The organism is Caulobacter sp. GW821-FHT11E11 (assembly GCF_058808315.1).
This window is the reverse complement of record NZ_JBXARO010000002.1, coordinates 81,780-100,127: the sequence shown is the minus strand read 5'-3', so window position 1 is coordinate 100,127 and position 18,348 is coordinate 81,780. Positions and strand designations below refer to the sequence as shown.

21 protein-coding genes are annotated in these 18,348 nt (G+C 68.2%); 8 read left to right on the top strand and 13 right to left on the bottom strand.

The genetic code is table 11. From position 1 onward, the window contains the following. Window positions 1-27: 27 nt before the first annotated feature. Window positions 28-930, top strand: coding sequence for a 5'-methylthioadenosine/S-adenosylhomocysteine nucleosidase (locus AC1RR5_RS04435; RefSeq protein ID WP_492919893.1), 903 nt, complete (start codon window positions 28-30; stop codon window positions 928-930). On the opposite strand, the gene AC1RR5_RS04430 is transcribed toward AC1RR5_RS04435, so the two are convergent. The 5 genes from AC1RR5_RS04430 to AC1RR5_RS04410 form a co-directional block, all read right to left on the bottom strand. Then, entirely contained in the window at window positions 927-1,418 is a 492-nt protein-coding gene (locus AC1RR5_RS04430; RefSeq protein WP_492919892.1) for an RES family NAD+ phosphorylase, read from the bottom strand. The two genes, AC1RR5_RS04435 and AC1RR5_RS04430, sit on opposite strands and share 4 nt — an antisense overlap. A gap of 6 nt (window positions 1,419-1,424) precedes the next feature. Beyond that, window positions 1,425-1,775: an MbcA/ParS/Xre antitoxin family protein gene (locus tag AC1RR5_RS04425; protein ID WP_492919891.1), complete on the bottom strand. Its 351-nt coding sequence runs from the start codon at window positions 1,773-1,775 to the stop codon at window positions 1,425-1,427. 67 nt (window positions 1,776-1,842) lie between these two features. Beyond that, complete coding sequence (gene upp / locus AC1RR5_RS04420) at window positions 1,843-2,472, bottom strand: uracil phosphoribosyltransferase (RefSeq protein WP_492919890.1); 630 nt, start codon at window positions 2,470-2,472, stop codon at window positions 1,843-1,845. A 32-nt stretch (window positions 2,473-2,504) separates the two neighbouring features. Beyond that, a complete protein-coding gene (locus tag AC1RR5_RS04415) occupies window positions 2,505-4,673 on the bottom strand; it encodes a xanthine dehydrogenase family protein molybdopterin-binding subunit (RefSeq protein ID WP_492919889.1) in 2,169 nt (722 codons plus the stop codon). Further along, complete coding sequence (locus tag AC1RR5_RS04410) at window positions 4,673-5,137, bottom strand: (2Fe-2S)-binding protein (protein ID WP_492919888.1); 465 nt, start codon at window positions 5,135-5,137, stop codon at window positions 4,673-4,675. The genes AC1RR5_RS04415 and AC1RR5_RS04410 overlap by 1 nt, the downstream gene beginning before the upstream one ends. Window positions 5,138-5,312: 175 nt before the next feature. On the opposite strand from AC1RR5_RS04410, the gene AC1RR5_RS04405 reads away from it, so the two are divergent. The 6 genes from AC1RR5_RS04405 (at window position 5,313) to AC1RR5_RS04380 (ending at window position 9,590) form a co-directional block, all read left to right on the top strand. Then, window positions 5,313-5,957, top strand: coding sequence for a DUF47 domain-containing protein (locus tag AC1RR5_RS04405; RefSeq protein WP_492919887.1), 645 nt, complete (start codon window positions 5,313-5,315; stop codon window positions 5,955-5,957). A gap of 5 nt (window positions 5,958-5,962) precedes the next feature. Next, window positions 5,963-6,964 carry an inorganic phosphate transporter gene (locus tag AC1RR5_RS04400; protein ID WP_492919886.1) on the top strand — a complete coding sequence of 334 codons (1,002 nt, stop codon included), beginning with the start codon at window positions 5,963-5,965 and terminating at the stop codon, window positions 6,962-6,964. Then, on the top strand, window positions 6,961-7,530 hold the full coding sequence (locus tag AC1RR5_RS04395) for an NUDIX hydrolase (protein ID WP_492919885.1): 570 nt from the start codon (window positions 6,961-6,963) through the stop codon (window positions 7,528-7,530). The genes AC1RR5_RS04400 and AC1RR5_RS04395 overlap by 4 nt, the downstream gene beginning before the upstream one ends. Before the next feature lie 70 nt (window positions 7,531-7,600). After that, window positions 7,601-8,326, top strand: coding sequence for an endonuclease III domain-containing protein (locus AC1RR5_RS04390; protein ID WP_492919884.1), 726 nt, complete (start codon window positions 7,601-7,603; stop codon window positions 8,324-8,326). Window positions 8,327-8,357: 31 nt separating this feature from the next. Beyond that, window positions 8,358-9,092: a DUF72 domain-containing protein gene (locus tag AC1RR5_RS04385; protein WP_492919883.1), complete on the top strand. Its 735-nt coding sequence runs from the start codon at window positions 8,358-8,360 to the stop codon at window positions 9,090-9,092. 84 nt (window positions 9,093-9,176) lie between these two features. After that, window positions 9,177-9,590, top strand: coding sequence for a hypothetical protein (locus AC1RR5_RS04380; RefSeq protein ID WP_492919882.1), 414 nt, complete (start codon window positions 9,177-9,179; stop codon window positions 9,588-9,590). Here AC1RR5_RS04380 and AC1RR5_RS04375 read toward each other — a convergent pair. The 8 genes from AC1RR5_RS04375 to AC1RR5_RS04340 form a co-directional block, all read right to left on the bottom strand. Further along, window positions 9,587-10,057, bottom strand: a complete 471-nt coding sequence (locus AC1RR5_RS04375) for a hypothetical protein (RefSeq protein WP_492919881.1) — start codon at window positions 10,055-10,057, stop codon at window positions 9,587-9,589. The genes AC1RR5_RS04380 and AC1RR5_RS04375 overlap by 4 nt on opposite strands. A gap of 3 nt (window positions 10,058-10,060) precedes the next feature. Further along, window positions 10,061-11,029: a M15 family metallopeptidase gene (locus AC1RR5_RS04370; protein ID WP_492919880.1), complete on the bottom strand. Its 969-nt coding sequence runs from the start codon at window positions 11,027-11,029 to the stop codon at window positions 10,061-10,063. Window positions 11,030-11,045: 16 nt separating this feature from the next. Continuing rightward, complete coding sequence (locus AC1RR5_RS04365; protein ID WP_492919879.1) at window positions 11,046-12,542, bottom strand: CoA-acylating methylmalonate-semialdehyde dehydrogenase; 1,497 nt, start codon at window positions 12,540-12,542, stop codon at window positions 11,046-11,048. Between the two features lie 68 nt (window positions 12,543-12,610). Beyond that, a complete protein-coding gene (locus AC1RR5_RS04360) occupies window positions 12,611-13,135 on the bottom strand; it encodes a flavin reductase family protein (protein WP_492919878.1) in 525 nt (174 codons plus the stop codon). Between the two features lie 38 nt (window positions 13,136-13,173). Continuing rightward, window positions 13,174-14,178, bottom strand: a complete 1,005-nt coding sequence (locus AC1RR5_RS04355) for a hypothetical protein (protein WP_492919877.1) — start codon at window positions 14,176-14,178, stop codon at window positions 13,174-13,176. Further along, a complete protein-coding gene (locus tag AC1RR5_RS04350; RefSeq protein ID WP_492919876.1) occupies window positions 14,094-15,014 on the bottom strand; it encodes a glycosyltransferase family 2 protein in 921 nt (306 codons plus the stop codon). The genes AC1RR5_RS04355 and AC1RR5_RS04350 overlap by 85 nt, the downstream gene beginning before the upstream one ends. Next, window positions 15,014-16,165 carry a GNAT family N-acetyltransferase gene (locus AC1RR5_RS04345; RefSeq protein ID WP_492920560.1) on the bottom strand — a complete coding sequence of 384 codons (1,152 nt, stop codon included), beginning with the start codon at window positions 16,163-16,165 and terminating at the stop codon, window positions 15,014-15,016. The genes AC1RR5_RS04350 and AC1RR5_RS04345 overlap by 1 nt, the downstream gene beginning before the upstream one ends. 97 nt (window positions 16,166-16,262) lie before the next feature. Then, window positions 16,263-16,769, bottom strand: coding sequence for a GAF domain-containing protein (locus AC1RR5_RS04340; RefSeq protein WP_492919875.1), 507 nt, complete (start codon window positions 16,767-16,769; stop codon window positions 16,263-16,265). Between the two features lie 105 nt (window positions 16,770-16,874). Between AC1RR5_RS04340 and AC1RR5_RS04335 the strand changes: the two genes are divergently transcribed. Then, window positions 16,875-18,281: a serine hydrolase domain-containing protein gene (locus tag AC1RR5_RS04335; RefSeq protein WP_492919874.1), complete on the top strand. Its 1,407-nt coding sequence runs from the start codon at window positions 16,875-16,877 to the stop codon at window positions 18,279-18,281. Window positions 18,282-18,348 lie beyond the last annotated feature (67 nt).

The window sequence follows — 18,348 nt, the reverse complement described above, 5'->3', positions numbered from 1 at the left end:
TCAGGCGTGGCCTCTGAAGGAGTCGTCATGCGCCTGCCCGCCCTCGTCCTGGCCTGCCTGTTCCTGATCGCCTCGCCTGCGATGGCCCAGCGCCTGGACGACACTCCGCGCGTGGCCGTGATCTCGGCCTTCCCGCCCGAGATCGGCGCCCTGAACGCGGCGACCAGCCAGCAGAAGGCCTATGACGTGAACGGCGTGCAGTTCACCACCGGCCAGCTGGAAGGCAAGCCGGTCGTGGTGTTCCTGAGCGGCGTGTCGATGGTCAACGCGGCCATGACCACCCAGATGGCGCTGGACCGCTTCAACATCACCCGCATCGTCTTCTCGGGCATCGCCGGCGGCGTCGACGAGAGCCTGGACATCGGCGACGTCGTGGTCGCCGACCAGTGGGCCCAGAACCTGGAAAGCGCCTTCGCCCGCGAGACCGACAAGGGCTTCGAGGTCCAGTCGTTCATCCGCAACAGCGACCTGGCCAACTACGGCATGATCTATCCGCGCGGGATCGTCCTGCCCGGCGATGCGCTAGGCGCGCCTGCCCGCGTCTGGTTCCCGGCCGATCCGATGCTGCTGGACACCGCCCGCAAGGTCGCCGCCCAGGTCGCTCTGCAGCGTTGCGCCGCCGACAAGTGCCTGGTTCATCCGCCCAAGGTCGTCGTGGGCGGCAAGGGCGTCTCGGCCCCGGTCTTCCTCGACAACGCCGCCTACCGCAAATATCTGCGCGCGACCTTCGAGGCCCGCGTGGTCGACATGGAGAGCGCCGCCGTCGCGCACGTGGCCCTGGTCAACAAGACCCCGTTCATCGCCTTCCGCAGCCTGTCGGACCTGGCCGGCGGCGGCGCGGGCGCCAACGAGATGGGGACCTTCATGGCGCTGGCCTCGGACAACTCCGCGACCGTGGTGAAGGCGTTCGTGAAGGCGCTGCCGAACTAGGCCAGCCGCTTCTCGTCGTCGATCAGGGTCAGGCGCGCCGGCGGCCCTCCGCCCCAGGCGAACAAGACCAGGTTCAGGTCGTCGGCCCTGGCGCCGCGCGCGAAGCTCCTGACCAGCAGGCCGTGATATCCGGCTTCGACCAGACGTCGCGCGAAGGCCTGGGTTCCGGCCTCCCCGTGCGTCTTCATCTGATCGCGCCAGCCGGCATCGGCCAAACTGTCATCATCCATGCCCTCGGAAGCCAAGGCCGTCGCATCGCGGGTGTCGAACACCCGCTCGATCTCGGCGTCGTAGGAAACCAGCGTCGTCGGCTGCAACGACCCGACCTGATTGGCCTCACGCAGCGCCGTCATGACGCTCAGGGACGCGTAGAGCGCCGGCGTGCCCTTGGCGTTGAACCGGCCGCCGTAGAGCTGCGCGCCGCGACCGGACAACGGCTCACGGGCATAGATCGGGTTCAAGGCGCGATAGAGCAGCCCGCGATACATCTAGGGTCAGGCGTGGACGCCGGCGTCGACGGCGTCGACATAGTCCAGCACCTCGTCGATGCGTCCCTCACGGACCAGCTGCATCGCCGTCTGCCCGGAGAAGCCAGTCAGCGGCTCGGACCGATACCAGGCGTAGGCGATCAGCTCCGAGCCAAAGCGCGGCTCGACTTTGTTAATGACCTCGACCATCTCGCGCAGGCGGCGCTGGGTCTTGGCCGAGCGCGAGCGCTCCTGGCGCTGGACCGCGTCCCGGCCCAGCCCCGCCGTGCGCGCCACTTCCTCGCTGGTCGTGCGAAAGACGTCCGCGATCTTGCGCGGGGCGAAGAAGCCGTCGTCGGCGTATTTGGCCAAGCCCATGGCGATGCCCTTTTGTCATTGCCACTCAGAATGACGAATATGGCGTCATTTCATGCGGCAATCAAGGTCAGCGCGTGCCGAACGTCCGATCGCCCGCGTCGCCCAGGCCCGGCACGATGTAGCCGTGCTCGTTCAGCTTGGCGTCCACCGCCGCCGTCCAGATCGGCACGTCGGGGTGAGCGGCTTGCAGGGCGTCGACGCCGGGCTGGGCGGCCAGCAGGCAGACGAAGCGCAGGTTGGTGACGCCGGCGGCCTTCAGGCGGGCGATGGCGGCGATGGCCGAGTGGCCGGTGGCCAGCATCGGGTCGACCACGATGACCAGGCGGCCGGCGATGTCCTCCGGAGCCTTGAAGTAGTATTCGACCGCCTCCAGCGTCTCGTGGTCGCGATAGAGGCCGATGTGGGCCACGCGGGCCGACGGGACCAGGTCCAGCATGCCGTCGCACATCCCCAGACCCGCGCGCAGGATCGGGGCGAAGACCAGCTTCTTGCCGGCGATCTCATAGGCCGTGGTCGGGGCGACCGGGGTCTCGATCTCAACGGGATCCATCGGCAGGTCGCGGGTGATCTCGTAGCAGATCAGGGTCGCGACCTCGCGCATCAGGGCGCGGAAGGTCTTCGTCGAGGTCTGCTTGTCGCGCATCTTGGTCAGCTTGTGCTGGACGAGCGGGTGGCTGACGACGGTGACCTGCGACATGGAAGAGCCCTGCTAGAGAATACCCTCCGGTCCTAGGCCAGTTGGTCCCCCACCGGCAAGGACCGGATGCGCTTGCCCGTGGCCGCGAAGATGGCGTTGCACAGCGCCGCCGGGGCCGGCGGATAGGCTGGCTCGCCCAGGCCCGTCGGGTTGTTGTCCGACAGGCTGTAGTGGACCTCGACGTCGAAGGCGTCGGCCATGCGCAGCAGCGGGAAGTCGCCGAAGTTGCTCTGGGTCGTCGCCCCGCCCTCGAAGGTGATCTCCTGGGCCAGGGCCGCGCCGACCGCGTCCAGGATCGAGCCCTGCACCTGCTGCTCGGCGCCCTTGGGGTTGATGATCTGGCGGCCGCAGTCGACGGCGGTCCAGGCCTTGTCGATCTTCAGCGAGCCGTCCTTGACCGTCACCTGGAGCACCACCGCCACATAGCCCATGTGGCTGTAGTGGCAGGCCACGCCCATCCCCGTCCCGGCCGGCAGCTTGCGCCCCCAACCGGACTTCTCTGCGACGAGGTCGAGCACGCCGCGCATGCGGCCGGTGTGGAAGCTGTCACGCTCGGTCGCGGCGCCCAGCAGGCGCGGCTCGCCCAGCAGTTCGCGGCGGAAGGCGATCGGATCCTTGCCGGCGGCCAGGGCCACCTCGTCGGTGAAACTCTGCAGCACGAAGCCGAAGGCGTTGTTGCCCGGCGCGCGCAGCGGCCCGGTCGGCGCGCCCAGCGGCATCACCGAGACCTGGATGCGGTAGTTGTCGAGCGCCCGGCACGGAAACTGGGTGGCGTTGAAACCGCAGCTGGGCGCGAACTTGTCGCCCTCGCCGAAGCTGACGAAGTGGTCGTTCCAGGCCACGACCTTGCCCGCGGCGTCCAGGCCGGCGGTCAGGTTGTGCCAGCCGCCGGGACGGTAGAAGTCGTGCTGGATGTCGTCCTCGCGGGTCCAGATCAGCTGGACCGGGACGCCGGCCTTGGCGGCGATGGCGGCGGCCTCGACCATGTAGTCGTTGTTCAGCCGCCGGCCGAAACCGCCGCCGCCACGGACCAGGTGGATGGTGATGGCGTCTTCCGGCACGTTCAGGGCCGCCGCAACCAACTTGCGGCCAGGCTCGGGGTTCTGGGTCGGGGCCCAGATCTCGACCTTCCCGTCCTTGACCGACGCGGTGCAGTTCTGCGGCTCCAGCGGCGCGTGGGCGATGAACGGGTAGCTGTAGGCGGCGCTGACCGTCTTGGCCGCGCCCTTGAGGGCCGCATCGACATCGCCGTCGGCGCGGTCGACGCGCTGCGGCGGGGCCTTGGCCAGCTCGGCGGCCTTGGCGGCGAAGGCGGCGCTGCTCTGGGTCGAGGTCGGGTGGTCGGCCCACTTGATCTCGAGCGCCTCGCGGCCCTTGCGCGCCGCCCACCAGCTGGTGGCGACCACCGCCACGCCGGGCAGCAGGCCTTGCAGATTGGTCCCGCCCTCGATCACGAAGGCGTCCTTGACGCCCTTGACCGCCTTGGCCGGCGCGAGGTCCACCGATGCGACCTTGGCCCCGAACACCGGCGCCTTGGCGAAGGTGGCGAACAGCATGCCCGGCACGCGGGTGTCGATGCCATACAGCGGCTTGCCCGTGATGATGGCGTCGAGGTTCTGGCTCTTGTGGCTCTGGCCGATGATCCGGAAGGCCTTGGGGTCCTTCAGGGTTAGGGTCTTGGGATCGGGGGCCGGCAGCTTGGCGGCGGCCTCGACCAGTTCGCCATAGGCCGCGCGGCGGCTGCCGGAGACAACGAAGCCCGGTTCGGTCTTGCAGCTGTCGACCGGCACATTCCAGCGTGTCGCGGCCGCCTGGATCAGCAGCGCGCGGACCGTGGCCCCGACCCGCCGCAGGCCGTCATACTCCAGCGTCGTGGCCATGCTGCCACCGGCGACCTGGCGGCCATAGATCTTGGTGTCGGCGATGGCCTGCTCGACCATCACGGCAGACCACTCGACGTCCAGTTCCTCGGCGATCAGCATCGGCAGCGAGGTCTTGATGCCCTGCCCCACCTCCGGGACCTTCGAGGCGATGGTCACCTTGCTGTCGGGCCCGATACGGACATAGGCGTTGACCTGGGTCGCGCCGGCGGCGCTGCCCTCGGTCGCCATGGTGAAGCTGAGCAGCAGGCCGCCGCCGGTGGCCGCGCCGCTCGTGAGCACGAAGCGGCGGGTCGGGTCGCGCAGGATCTCGCCGTCCATCACGCCTGCTCCTGGCCGGCGGCGACCTTGATCGCCTTCTTGATGCGGATGTAGGTCGCGCAGCGGCACAGGTTGCCGTTCATCGCCGCGTCGATGTCCTCGTCGGTCGGCTTGGGCTTCTCGGTCAGCAGGGCCGTGGCCGACATGATCTGGCCGGCCTGGCAGTAGCCGCACTGCGGCACGTCGATGGCCTTCCAGGCCTCCTGCACCCGCTTGCCCACCGGCGACTTGCCGACGCCCTCGATGGTGGTGACCTTTTTCTTGCCCACGCTCTCGACCGGCGTGATGCAGGCCCGGACCGGCGCGCCGTCCAGGTGCACCGTGCAAGCCCCGCACAGAGCCGCGCCGCAGCCGAACTTGGCGCCGACGAGGCCCAGCGTGTCGCGCAGCACCCACAGCAGCGGCGTGTCGCCGTCGACATCCGCTGACTTGGTCTCGCCATTGATGCTGAGCGTGAAGGCCATGACGTACTCCGGTCCTCAAGGTTGCAGCGATCCTGCCCTAACGGCGCCGTTCGCGCGAGGACTGTCACATAAGTTTCACAGATAGGATTTGACGGGCAAATCCTTCCGTGGTTCCGGTGCGCCGCGCGCGATCCGTCCACGGACGACCGCCATTTCGCAGCAAGGAAAGACGCTGATGCTGGGCTTGTTCAAGGCCGTCATGCCGAAGGAAGACGCCTTCTTCGACCTGTTCTCCGCCCATGCGCGGACCCTGGTCGCCGGGGCGCAGGCTCTGCACGACATGACCGCCGGCGGCGACGCCGTCGAGGCCGCCAGCGCGCGGGTCTACCAATACGAAGACGAGGCCGACGAGGTCACCCGCCAGGTGATGGTCGCCGTGCGCCGCAGCTTCATCACCCCGTTCGACCGCAGCGACATCCAGAGCCTGACCACCTCGCTGGACGACGCCATCGACCAGATGCGCAAGACCGCCAAGGTCGTGAACCTGTTCGAGGTGAAGAGCTTCGAGCCGCAGATGCGCGAGATGACCCGCATCATCGTCGAGGCCGCCAAGCTGACGGAAGAAGCCGTCGCCCTGCTGCCCAAGATGCGTCTGAACGCGCAGAAGCTCAGCGAGATCGCGGTGCGCATCACCGAGATCGAGGAACAGTCGGACGTCATGTACGACGAAGGCCGCAAGGCGCTGTTCCTGGCCAACCGCCAGGGCGACCCGATGGCCTTCATCGTCGGCGTCGACATCTACAGCCACCTGGAAAAGGTCATGGACCGCTTCGAGGATGTGGCCAACCGCATCAGCGGCATCGTCGTCGAACAGGTCTGATCGCCGTGGATCCCACGTTCATCATCCTGGTCTTCCTGGTCGTCGTCGCCCTGGCGTTCGACTTCCTGAACGGCCTGCACGACGCCGCCAACTCGATCGCCACCATCGTCTCTACAAGAGTGCTGTCGGCCAAGTGGGCGGTGATCTGGGCGGCGTTCTTCAACTTCATCGCCTTCCTGTTCTTTGGCCTGCACGTGGCCAAGATGGTCGGCTCGGGCATCGTCGACCCGCACGTGATCAGCGACCGCCTGATCTTCGCGGCGCTGATGGGCGCGATCAGCTGGAACCTGCTGACCTGGTGGGCGGGCATCCCGTCGTCCAGTTCGCACGCCCTGATCGGCGGCTTGGTCGGCGCGTCCATCGCCAAGGTCGGCGGCATCGGCGCCATCCAGTGGGCGGGCCTGGGCAAGACCGCCGCTGGCATCATCGTCTCGCCGACCCTGGGCTTCCTGCTGGCGCTCGTCCTGGTGCTGGTCGTGTCGTGGACCTTCGTGAAGAGCTCGCCGTTCTTCGCCGACCGCATCTTCCGCAAGCTGCAGTTCGTCTCGGCCGCGATGTACAGCCTGGGTCACGGCGGCAATGATGCGCAGAAGACCATGGGCATCATCGCCGCCCTGCTGTTCGCCCACGGCGCCACCGACCAGCCGGGCCACATCCCGTTCTGGGTGGTGCTGGCCTGCCAGACGGCGATGGGTCTGGGCACGCTGTTCGGCGGCTGGCGCATCGTCCATACCATGGGCAGCAAGATCACCCGCCTGACCCCGATGCAGGGCTTCTGCGCGGAGACCGGCGGCGCGATCACGCTGTTTTTGGCGACCCATGTGGGTGTTCCGGTCTCGACGACTCACACGATCACAGGCGCTATTGTCGGCGTCGGCGCCTCGCGCCGAGTCTCGGCGGTTCGCTGGGGCGTCGCCAAGGACATCGTCACGGCCTGGATCGTCACCCTTCCGGCGGCGGCTCTCACAGCGGCGCTGTTCTACTACCTAGGGTTCTGGATGAAGTGACCGACGTTGGGGGGAAGCAGGAGGGACGCAAGTCCGGAGGCGGCGGCGGCAAGCGCCGCCAGGTCGCCGCCCTGCCCTGGCGCGGCGAGGGCGACGCCTTGCGCATCCTGCTGGTCTCCTCCCGCGAGACCCGCCGCTGGGTGATCCCCAAGGGCTGGCCGATGAAGGACAAGACCGACTTCCAGGCCGCCGCCACCGAGGCCTATGAGGAAGCCGGGCTGGTCGGCGTGATCGCCGAGCAAGCGATCGGCGAATACGAGTATCTCAAGAAGCTGAAGAGCGGCGCGGCGCGGCTGGTGAAGGTCGACGTCTTCCCGCTGCACATCACCAGCCAGCTCGACGCCTGGCCCGAGAAGGGCCAGCGCACCCTGGAATGGATGACCCCGGTCGAGGCCGCCCTCGCCGTCCAGGAGCCGCAGCTGCGCGACCTGATCGCCCGCTTCGCCGGCGTCGCGCTGCCCGAGGAAGAGCGTCCTGACCCGCATCCAGCCCCGACGCCCGTGCGCGTGGCCTTCCAGCGCCTGCGCCGCCGGGTGACGGCGCTCTGGGGTCGCTACCGGCGTTAACCCACACGCTGTGGACAAGTCGATCCGCGCGGCATAATGTTCTCATTATGTTCTTGCGCGGCGAGTTCCCATGCAGCTGTCCCTAGGCCTGGCCCGATCCCCGCTGGAAAGCGTGCGTGACGCCCTGCTCTGCGAGTTCGGCGCCCAGCGGCCGGTCGCGCGGATGGACCCGATCTCGCAACTGGTGAAGGCCTCGATCAGCGGCCGCACCCAGGACGCGGTCTCGTGGGCCGCCTTCCTGCGCCTGCGGGCCGAGTTCAAGTGCTGGGAGGACTTGGCCCGCGCGCCGGTCGCCGCCGTGGCCCGGATCATCGACGACGTCACCTTCCCCGGCGACAAGGCCCGGCACTTGACCACCGCCCTGAAGATGATCGAGGCCAAGGTCGGCTGGCTGTCCCTGAGCTACCTCAAGACCCTCGAGGTCGATCAGGCGCGCTGGGAACTGCAGGCCCTGCCCGGCGTGGGCGTCAAGGTCGCCGCCTGCGTGCTGAACTTAAGCGACCTGGCGATGCGGGCCCTGGTGGTCGACACCCATATCGACCGCGTCGCCAAGCGCATAGGTCTGGTGGGCGCCGGCGATACGACCCACACCTATCACACGCTCATGGGCCTGGCGCCGGATACGTGGACGGCCGACGACCTGTTCGAGCTGCATTGGCTGATGAAACGCGGCCTGGGCCAGATGCTGTGCCCGCACGAAGGCCCCAAGTGCGGGGCGTGTCCGGTCAAGGCGATGTGCGCCAAGGTCGGGGTGGGCCACAGCGCGGAAGTCCTGACTTGGAAGCCGCGAGGCTGAACTTGACACGAACTCATGCGCTAATCGGTGCATGACCATCCGCATCGGCACGGCCGGTTGGAGCTTCCCCCGCGACCTCGACTTCCCGGTCGAGGGCACGGGGCTGGAGCGCTACGCGGCGCGGTTCGACTGCGTGGAGATCAACAGCTCCTTCTATCGGCCGCATCAGCGGAAGACTTATGAGCGCTGGGCGGCCAGCACGCCGGCGGACTTCCGGTTCGCGGTGAAGGTCCCGCAGGCGATCACCCACGAGCGGCGGCTGGTCGGGGTCGATGACCTGCTGGCGCGGTTCCTGGACGAGACCGACGGGCTGGGCGGCAAGCGTGGGCCACTGCTGGTGCAACTGCCGCCGAGCCTGAGGTTCGAGGCCGAGCGGGTCGGGGCGTTCCTCGCGACCTGGCGGCGGTTCACCAACGCGCCGACGGTGCTGGAGCCGAGGCATGCCAGCTGGTTCGCGGCCGAGCCTGAGCGGATGCTGACCGACTTCCGGGTCGCGAGAGTCGCCGCTGATCCGGCCGTGGTCCCGCAGGCGGCCGAGCCCGGCGGCTGGAGCGGCCTCGTCTATCGCCGCTGGCATGGCTCACCGGTGATCTACGAGAGCGCCTATCCGCCCGAGGTGCTGGAAGCGCTGGCGGTGCGGCTGGTCGAGGAGCCCGAAACCTGGTGCGTCTTCGACAACACCAAGTTCGGCGCGGCAACGCGGGGTGCGTTGGCCATGCTGAACCGCCTGCGGGACCGCCCTCGCCCTTCGACGGGCTCAGGGTGAGGACTACTTTTAGCGCCGTGTTCGAGTAGAAACCTCACCCTGAGCCTGTCGAAGGGCGAGGTTTCGGCCCCACGGAGTTCCCCCATGTCCGCATTCGACCCCGCCATGATGGCCGGCCCCGAGGCCCTCGCCCGGTTCCTCGAAACCGGCGACGAGGCTCTGCTGGACGGCGTGTTCTGCGACGGCGACGTCACCATCCTCGAGAACTTCCCGCCGCACGTCTTCAACGGCCAGACTGGCCTGGCCCAATGGAAAGCCCTGATGGCCAAGCACGTCGGCGCGATCGGCGACCTGCACCACACCTTCGAGCGGCCGAACGACTTCGGGGTCACCGGCGACACCGTCCACTTCACCCTGCCCACCCGCTGGGTCGGCGTCCGTGACGGCGCGCCGTTCAAGGAGCTGGGCGGCTGGACCTTCGTGCAGGTGCGTGACGGCGACCGCTGGCGGATCCGCTCCTACGGCTGGGCGGTCGTCGAGTTCGCCTGGGAGACCTAGCCGCACCCGACCAGGTCGAAGAACTGCCGGGGAAGGCTGTCGCGTGGGCGATCGCCATGCGGATGCCGCAGGGCGTCGTCCAGATGCGGCAGCAGGAAGTGCGCGGGCGCTGGCTCGCCGCGCTTCGGAGCGGCCTCCAGCAAGCGGTAGGTCGCATCCAGGCCGATATATTCGAAATCGCCCAGCGGCCTTGGCCCGCCGTCGGGGCTGGGCGGCGTCCAGCCGGGCTGGGTCGGATCCAGGGTCGACGACACGTTCTGCCGGCCATCCGCGCCGCCATTCCAGGGCAGGAACCACTCGTGGCCACCGTGGAAGTCGACGCGCAGCGCCAAGCCCTGTGGCCAGCCCGCGCCGCTTTCCACCTTCATGAACCGCGCGACCACCGTCGGTTCGGTGCGCAAGACGTATCGCGCCTGCTCGACCGGACAGTTGGCGACGACGGCGGACATCAGCAGCGCGGCGAGCATCGGCTAGGCCCCGCCCGCCAACTCCGTGAACGTCTTCGTCCCGATCGGATAGCGCCGGTAGTCCCGGTAGTCGAAGTGCCACCACTCCTCGGGATAGACATCGAAGGCCTCGGCCTCCATCGCCTGGCGCAGGATCGCGCGGCGGTGTCGCTGCGCCGTCGTGCCGCCCACGAAGTCGGCATAGGACCGGGTCGAGAACTCGTCGTAACGGCCGGGCATCTCGACGGCCTTGCCGGTCCTGAGATCGTACAGCGTCAGGTCCACCGCGCAGCCGCGGTTGTGGCGCGAGCCCTGGGCCGGGTCGGCGACGAAGACATGGTCCTCGGGCGGGGTGGCGTCCCAGAACATCCAGGTCACGTACCAGGGGCGATAGGCGTCGTGGATCAACAGGCCATAGCCCTTGGCCGCCAGCGCCTTGTGGATCCGCCCCAGCGCCTCGGCGGCGGGGCGCTGCATGTAGGCCGCCGGCTTCTCGTACAGCGGGATGCCCATGAAGTTGTCGGGCGTGGCGTACCAGATGTCGAGCTTGATGCCCGGATCGATGGTCGTGACGTCGACGAGGTCGGACGGCAGGCGATCGGTCTCGACCGGCGGCGTCGCGGCCAGGGCGCGCTTGCGCAGCGCCACAGGATCCGCGCGGACAGCCTTGTGGATGCGGTCGCGGGTCTCGGCCCCGAAGTCGTGGAAGGCCAGGGCCTTGCCGTTCAGGCGCACCGCGCCCTTCTCCAGCACCAGCTCACCGCCGCCCGCGATGGCGTAGCGACCACCGCCCGAGGGCGTCAGCCGCGCGGACTTGAAGCCCTCGCCATCGATGTACAGCGCGCTGTCCTGCTCGAAGACGGTGAACGGCGCGGCCTTGTCGCCGTACTGGCCGATGGCCGCCCACTCGGCTTTTGTCTGCGCCCACGCAGTCGGGGCCAGAAGCCCGGCGGCGGCGATGGACAGGAAGGATCGTCGAACCAGACTGCTCATCACCGCCCCCTGAAGGCTATTTCATCGTCGGGATGACGAAGCTCGAGTCACCCACGTCGCCTTCCGGCCAGCGGGCGGTCACCGTCTTGACCTTGGTGTAGAACTTCACGCCCTCGACGCCGTGCTGGTTGGTGTCGCCGAACGCGCTGCGCTTCCAGCCGCCGAAGGTGTGATAGGCCACCGGCACCGGGATCGGCACGTTGATGCCAACCATGCCGACGTTCACCCGGGCGGCGAACTCGCGGGCCGCGCGGCCGTTGCGGGTGAAGATGGCGACGCCGTTGCCGTACTGATGCTCGGACGGCAGGGCCATGGCTTCCTCGAAGCTCTCGGCGCGGACGATCTGCAGCACCGGGCCGAAGATCTCCTCCTGATAGGTCTTCATGCCCTTCTTGACGCCGTCGAACAGCGACGGGCCGATGAAGAAGCCCTTCTCGTAGCCCTGCAGGCTGAAGTCGCGGCCGTCGACGACCAGCTCGGCGCCCTCTTCCTGGCCGATGCGGATGTAGTCGGCGATCTTGGCGCGGTGCTGGCTGGAGACGACCGGGCCGTAGTGGGCGTCGGTGTCGGTGGAGATGCCGACCTTCAGCGTGCCGATCTCGGCGATCATGCGCTCGCGCAGTTCGTCGGCAGTGTTCTTGCCCACGGGCACGACGACCGGCAGGGCCATGCAGCGCTCGCCGGCCGAACCGAAGGCCGCGCCCGACAGGTCCTTCACGACCTGGTCGAGGTCGGCGTCGGGCAGGACGATGCCGTGGTTCTTGGCGCCGCCCATGGCCTGGACGCGTTTCCCGTGCGCCGTGCCCGTCTGGTAGACATAGTGAGCGATGTCGGAGCTGCCGACGAAGCTGACGGCCTTGATGTCCGGATGGGTCAGAATGGCGTCGACGGCGCTCTTGTCGCCGTGGATCACGTTCAGCACGCCGGCTGGCGCGCCGGCTTCCATCATCAGCTCGGCCAGTTTCACCGGCACGGTCGGATCCTTCTCCGACGGCTTGAGGATGAAGGTATTGCCCACCGCGATGCTGATGCCGAACATCCACATCGGGATCATGGCCGGGAAGTTGAACGGGGTGATGCCCGCGCAGACGCCTAGCGGCTGGCGCATCGAATAGACGTCGATGCCGGGACCAGCGCCTTCCGTGTACTCGCCCTTGAGAATGTGGGGAATGCCGCAGGCGAACTCGATGACTTCCAGGCCGCGCTGGATGTCGCCCTTGCTGTCGGCGATGACCTTGCCGTGCTCGGACGACAGGATTTCGGCCAAGCTGTTCATGTCGCGCTCGATCAGGCGCTTGAACTCGAACATCACCCGGGCGCGGCGCTGCGGGTTGGTGGCGGCCCAACCAATTTGAGCGGCGGCGGCGGCCCGGACGGCGGCGTCCAGCTCGGCGTCGGTCGCCAGCTGCATGCGGGCCTGGACCTCGCCGGTGTTGGGATTGAAGACGTCGCCGAAGCGGCCGGAGGAACCAGTCAGGGCCTGACCGTTCACGAAATGGGCGATGTCTCGCATGATACGCTCCCTAACGCTGTTTTTTGGCGTCAATAGCATCCAAGGTTCACGCAGTATCGCGCGAAATTCTACTCAGCGTCGACGTGGACGCGTCGGAACCTGCCCTGCAGGTAGACCAGCGGTTCGTGGTCCGGGTCGTAGCGCAGTTTCACGACCCGTCCGACATAGACCCGGTGGTCGCCGGCGTCGAAGACGTGGTGCGTCTCGCACTCGAAATTGGCCATGCAGCCGGGCAGGATCGGCACGCCCGTCCGCCAGATCTCGGTATCGATGCCGGCGAAGCGGTCGGTGTCCTTCTGGACGAACTGGCGGGCCAGGGCCTGGTGCTCGGCGTGCAGCACATTGACCGCCCAGCGGCCGGCCGCGTCCAGGGCCGGCAGGCTGGAGGACTTCAGGTCGACGCAGACCAGCGCCAGCGGCGGGTCCAGCGACACCGAGGTGAAGGAATTGGCCGTCAGCCCGACCTTGCGCCCGTCCTCGCAGACGGTCGTGACCACGGTCACCCCGGTCGTGAAGCATCCGAACGCGTTGCGCAGGGCCCGGGCGTCGTGCTCGGCGCCCTCTCCCAGTTCGATCGTAACCGCTTTACTCATCACCTAAGCAGTGGGGCAAAGCGCGGCGCCCTTCAAGATCAGCCGTGCGCTTGGTCGATCAAAACGCCCGGTCGCGCGGCATCCAGGCCGAAGGTGACCGGCAGGTGGCGCACATGCGGCGTCTGCAGGCCCAGGGCCTTGGCGCCGCGGGCGACGGCCAGCTTGCCCAGCGCCGTGGGGCCAAAGCCGTTCTGCACGCGCGGGCTCATGCCCATGCGCCGGCGCAGCACGCCGTTGGCATAGATGACATTGGCCCGCATCAGGGCCGGCGGGGTCATGAATTCGATCGAGATCGAGACGTTCAGCATCGGGCCGTTCTCGATCCGGTGCGGGGCGTTCTGCTTCCAGGTGACCATGTTGCCCGGCGTCAGGTCGACGGCCTGGGCGCCCTTGTCCCATTCGGGCTCGAAGGCGAACTGCTCGGCGGTCTCGCGCAGCACGATCTTCTCTAGCGCCAGGTCGCCCACGTACGGGTCGGCCACCGGATAGACCCAGACCTTCTTCTCGCCGCGGATCTGCCACAGCGACACCAGCGGCACGTCGAGGTGATAGAAGACCTGGGCGTTGGCGCTGGAGATCAGCATGCCGACGTCGCGCTTGAAGGTCTTCAGGCCGGGGACGTGGGTCTCCTTATCGGCGAAGATCTCATCGCTCAGCGCGGCGTATTCCGGCACGTGGTCGTTGGTCTGGCGCAGGTTCAGCCAGATCCGGCCGGTCTTGGCCCCCTCCAGCAGCTGGTCGCCGGTCAGATTGCCGGCCGAGCCCTTGCGCCACGACGTCCAGGCCTTGGGGTCCTCGCCCATGGTGAAGACGCCCAGCTTGTCGCGCGGATAGAGGTCCAGCAGGCGCGCCAAGCCCTCGTCGTCGAACATCGGACGCTCATGCAGGGCGTGCTTGAACATCAGGTTCTCACGGCCGAAGGCTTTCGCCTTGTCCGCCGTCCAGTCGGTGATCACGCTCATGCGGTCCTCCCGTAGAATTGGATCTTGAAGGGGCCCCACCAGAAGGTCTTGCCCAGACCCCGCGCGGCGCGGTCCAGCCATTCGGCGCGGTCCTTGGCGCGGGTCAGCCACTTGAAGCCAGCCACCACGCCGAACACGGCGGCCTGGCCCAGGCCGATGACCATCCAGCGGGCGACGCCGGCATTGTCGCGCGGGATGGCGGCGGCGCAGTGCGAAGTCGGGCCCTGGCCATAGGCGAAGGCGCGGGCGATCGTGTAGCGCAGGTTCAGGCGCGACAGCACGGGCTCTTCCCAGACCCAGGCCGCCGGCTCCCAGGCGAACCGCGCCCCGGCCGCGCCCATGTGGCCGAACAGCAGGTCGTCCTCGCCGCCGATGTGGTTGCGCTCGACACTGAACGGCGAAACGGGATCCGGCAAAGCCGCGCGGCGGATCAGGCTGTCGCCGCAGCCGTAGTGATGATCGAGCAGCCCCGCCTCGGCCGGGCCGACGCGCGAGAAGAAGCGCTCGAGATAGTCGCGATGGTCGACGACGTGGTCCGGCGCCCGCGTCCGCACGGGGCCGAACACCACGTCGGCGTCGAAGCGCGCCTGGGCGGCCAGCAGCGCGGCCAGCCAGCCGGCCGGGGCTTCCTCGTCGTCGTCCAGGAAGGCGATCAGCTCGCCCGAGGCGCGGGCCATGCCGGCGTTGCGGGCGAAGGCGACGCCAGGGCGCTTTTCGTTGACATAGATCACCGGGAACGGCGCGGCCTTGGCCAGGTCGTCGGCGACCGGCTTGGCCGACGGGACCTGGTCGTTGTCGACGATCACCAGCTCCAGCTCGGCGCGGTCGACGCCGGTCTGGCCGAACACCGAACGCGCCGCGACGGCCAGGCCGTCGAGACGTCGTTGGGTTGGGATCATGATCGTGATGCGCGCCATCAGGCCTCCGGATGCTCTCCGCCACGGCGCTGCGCCTTCGAGGCCACGGCCTCGACGAAGTCGCGCACGCGGCCGGACATGGTCAGCTCGCTGCTGGCGATAGCGTCCATCCGCCGGCGCAGCTGGCCGACCGGCCCCGCGCCGTGCGCGCCGGCCATGCTCCAGACGCTCTCCATCGACGACGCCACGCGCCCGCCGATGCTGGAGGCCGTCGCGGCCCCCTCACCGATCGTGACGCTCTTCAGGGCATAGGAGCGCTTGTAGTGGTCGTGGCCGGGACCGAGGTCATAGCGGGTCAGGCCCAGCCCCGGCATGGCGGCGATGGCGCGCAGGAAGAAGATCTGCCCCGGCGACCAGGCGGCGTGCTCGGGGTTCATCGAAGCCAGCCACGGGTGATAGGTCGCGCCCTGGCGGATGCCGAAGTGACCGCCGACCAGCGTGTCGCCGGCATAGAGGTTGATCATCAGGCCGCGGAAGTCGCTGTCTCGGGCCGAGAACAGGTCGGCCATCAGCTCACGCGTCCAGTCGGCGCGCAGGAAATCGTGCATGCCGGTACGCAGCAGCTGCTCGCGCTTCCAGTCGATTAGTTGGTTGAACGCCTCACGGCTGACGTCGCCGGCCACCAGGCGCACCGGTCCGACCTCGCGGTCCAGCTTGTTGTCCAGGCGCCGGTAGTTCTTGATCTTCTTGGGGCTCGCGGCCCGGACGGCCTCGAGATAGTCCTCGGCGGACGTCTCGGCCAGGTCGATGACATAGGCGGTGCGGTCGGTCTCGGGCGAGGCCGGGAAGACGCCGTTCGGATCGATCAGGCCGGTGTAGCGGAACACCGAGACGTCGGCGGCGCGCAGCACCTGTGCCAGATCAAGTCCCGCATCGGGACGGGCCACCAGGCCGTGATAGTCCGACAGCGGCGAGCCGATCGGCCGCGCCAGGCCACCGGGGCGACGGTGATAGGCCAGGAAGCCTTGGGTCTGGCCGTCGCGCCGCACCAGCGCGATCCGTGCATCTTCACGAACCTTTCCAACGGCTTGCGCGAAATCGGGGCCCAGCAGGGGGTTGCCAAAACCCGCCTGATCGGTGGCGAGGCTCCGCCACAGCGCCACGTCGGCGGCGCTCAGCAGGCTCGGGTGAAGGGTCTCGACGTCCAGCATATCCACCTGTCCTACTCCGGCTCGGGTTAGGGAAAGATGGACCTCTCGCTGCAATCAGCGGGCCATGTGTGGGGAATCCGACGAAGCGGATACCCATTTATGCAATCGTCGTCTCGAACGTCGCCTTGAGGATCTTTTCCAGCCAGTGCTGGTCGGTCTCGTCGAACGAAGCGAGCTGGTCGGAATCGACGTCGAACACCGCGATCAGCTGGCCATCGGGGCCGAAGACCGGCACGACGATCTCGCTTTGCGAGCGGCCGTCACAGGCGATGTGGCCCGGGAAGGCGTGGACATCCGGCACAAGCTGGGTCTGGCCGGTCGCCGCCGCCGCGCCGCAGACGCCGCGCCCATAGGCGATGCGCAGGCAACCCAGCGTGCCCTGGTAAGGCCCGACCACCAGCTCGCGCTCCTTGGTGGGATCCACGACGTAGAAGCCGGTCCAGAAATAACTGTCGAAGCTGTTGGCCAGCATCGAGGTCACCGTCGCCATGCGGGCGGTGACATTGGGCTCGCCGTCCAGCACGGACGCGATCTCCTCGGCGACCTCGGCATAGCGGGTCGCCTTGTCGGCGGAGAGGGTGAGGTCGTTGAACGCTTCGGCCATGGCTGCGGATATAGCGCAGGCGGCGGCGGATGCGAGGGGGTTGTTCGCCTATGGACGCGCGAGGCCATCCGGGTCACCGTCGGGCAACCTCCAGTGGATCGAACGATGCGCCTCTTGCTCGCCAGCGCCGCCGCAGCGCTCGCTCTTCCCATCCTGGCGCAGGCCCAGGTCGCCTTGCCCGCCACGCCGGCCAGTGAGGCGACCACAGCCTATCTGGAGGCGCTGAACTCAGGCGACCGAGCCAAGGTGGCGGCGTTCATCAAGGACCGCTTCCCGACGTCGCCGATCGACGCCGACGGCGTGGTGGGCTTCGAGCGCCAGACCGGCGGGTTTGATCTGGTCCGCATCGAGACCCAGACGTCCACCGCCCTGACGGCCCTGGTCCGCGAACGCTACGGCGACACCTATGCCCGGCTCCAGGTCGAGACCGAGGCGGCGGCGCCCAACCACATCAAGACCCTGGGCGCGCGGGTCACGCCGCGTCCCGCCGACCTGCCCGCCCCTCCCCGGCTCGACGACAATGCTCTGGCCAAGGCTGTCGCCGGCAAGCTCTCCCTGATGGGCGAGGACTATTCCGGCGTGGTGCTGATCGCCCGCAAGGGCCAGCCGTTCGCGACCTTCGCCCAGAGCTGGGCCGACCGCGACCGCAAGATCCCGATCAGCGCCTCGACCAAGTTCCGGGTCGGCTCGATGAACAAGATGCACACCGCCGTCGCCGTGCTGCAACTGGCCCAGGCCGGCAAGCTCGATCTCAGGGCGCCGCTAATCACCTACCTGAAGGACTATCCGAACGCCGACTGGGCTAGGAAGGTCACCCTGCATCAGCTGCTGACCCACACCGGCGGGGCGGGCGATATCTTCGGGCCGGAGTACGACGCCAAACGCAATCAGTTGCGGACCTTGCAGGACTACGTCGCCCTCTACGGCGCCCGCGCGCCGGCGTTCGAACCGGGCGCGAAGGACGAGTATTCCAACTACGGCTTTATCCTGCTGGGTCGCGTGGTCGAGGTCGTGTCGGGCCAGAGCTATTACGACTATGTGGCCGAGCACATCCTCAAGCCGGCGGGCATGACGGGCAGCGGCTTCGAGCCGGAGACCGCGGCGGTACCCGACCGTGCGATGGCCTACGAGCACGTCGGCGACGCCTACAAGCCGGCGGAGGGCCTCCCCTGGCGCGGCACGTCGGCGGGCGGCGGTTATTCGACGGCCGAGGACTTCCTGAAGTTCGCGACGGCGCTCCATGACGGCCGCCTGCTGGACAAGGCCCACCTGGCGCTGATGACCAAGCCCTGGATCGATCTGGGCGATGGCATGTCCTATGGCTACGGCATGGCCATCTATCCGGCGCCCTTCGCGCTGGTCGGACACAACGGCGCGGCGCAGGGGATGAGTGGCGAACTGCGCGTCATCGACGGCGGCGAAGGCGTGATCGTCACGCTGACCAATGTCGCGCCGCCGTACCTGGCGGGACTCCTGGGCAAGTTCATCTCGGACCGGTTCTCGGCGCCCTAGTCCACTTTTGTCAGACAATATTCTCAGGCTGCCGCCATCCATGCTAGGCATCCACCAACGGCGCGAG

Excerpts from the sequence above, each read along its gene's own strand:
- AC1RR5_RS04425 (WP_492919891.1), bottom strand. The coding sequence starts at position 1,775 with ATGGGCTTGGCCAAATACGCCGACGACGGCTTCTTCGCCCCGCGCAAG.
- AC1RR5_RS04410 (WP_492919888.1), bottom strand. The coding sequence starts at position 5,137 with ATGGCCTTCACGCTCAGCATCAATGGCGAGACCAAGTCAGCGGATGTC.
- upp (WP_492919890.1), bottom strand. The coding sequence starts at position 2,472 with ATGTCGCAGGTCACCGTCGTCAGCCACCCGCTCGTCCAGCACAAGCTG.
- AC1RR5_RS04340 (WP_492919875.1), bottom strand. The coding sequence starts at position 16,769 with ATGGCCGAAGCGTTCAACGACCTCACCCTCTCCGCCGACAAGGCGACC.
- AC1RR5_RS04380 (WP_492919882.1), top strand. The coding sequence starts at position 9,177 with ATGTCCGCATTCGACCCCGCCATGATGGCCGGCCCCGAGGCCCTCGCC.
- AC1RR5_RS04385 (WP_492919883.1), top strand. The coding sequence starts at position 8,358 with ATGACCATCCGCATCGGCACGGCCGGTTGGAGCTTCCCCCGCGACCTC.
- AC1RR5_RS04370 (WP_492919880.1), bottom strand. The coding sequence starts at position 11,029 with ATGAGCAGTCTGGTTCGACGATCCTTCCTGTCCATCGCCGCCGCCGGG.
- AC1RR5_RS04405 (WP_492919887.1), top strand. The coding sequence starts at position 5,313 with ATGCTGGGCTTGTTCAAGGCCGTCATGCCGAAGGAAGACGCCTTCTTC.
- AC1RR5_RS04355 (WP_492919877.1), bottom strand. The coding sequence starts at position 14,178 with ATGGCTGGACCGCGCCGCGCGGGGTCTGGGCAAGACCTTCTGGTGGGG.
- AC1RR5_RS04360 (WP_492919878.1), bottom strand. The coding sequence starts at position 13,135 with ATGAGTAAAGCGGTTACGATCGAACTGGGAGAGGGCGCCGAGCACGAC.
- AC1RR5_RS04345 (WP_492920560.1), bottom strand. The coding sequence starts at position 16,165 with ATGCTGGACGTCGAGACCCTTCACCCGAGCCTGCTGAGCGCCGCCGAC.
- AC1RR5_RS04390 (WP_492919884.1), top strand. The coding sequence starts at position 7,601 with ATGCAGCTGTCCCTAGGCCTGGCCCGATCCCCGCTGGAAAGCGTGCGT.
- AC1RR5_RS04435 (WP_492919893.1), top strand. The coding sequence starts at position 28 with ATGCGCCTGCCCGCCCTCGTCCTGGCCTGCCTGTTCCTGATCGCCTCG.
- AC1RR5_RS04350 (WP_492919876.1), bottom strand. The coding sequence starts at position 15,014 with ATGGCGCGCATCACGATCATGATCCCAACCCAACGACGTCTCGACGGC.
- AC1RR5_RS04365 (WP_492919879.1), bottom strand. The coding sequence starts at position 12,542 with ATGCGAGACATCGCCCATTTCGTGAACGGTCAGGCCCTGACTGGTTCC.
- AC1RR5_RS04430 (WP_492919892.1), bottom strand. The coding sequence starts at position 1,418 with ATGTATCGCGGGCTGCTCTATCGCGCCTTGAACCCGATCTATGCCCGT.
- AC1RR5_RS04375 (WP_492919881.1), bottom strand. The coding sequence starts at position 10,057 with ATGCTCGCCGCGCTGCTGATGTCCGCCGTCGTCGCCAACTGTCCGGTC.
- AC1RR5_RS04415 (WP_492919889.1), bottom strand. The coding sequence starts at position 4,673 with ATGGACGGCGAGATCCTGCGCGACCCGACCCGCCGCTTCGTGCTCACG.
- AC1RR5_RS04335 (WP_492919874.1), top strand. The coding sequence starts at position 16,875 with ATGCGCCTCTTGCTCGCCAGCGCCGCCGCAGCGCTCGCTCTTCCCATC.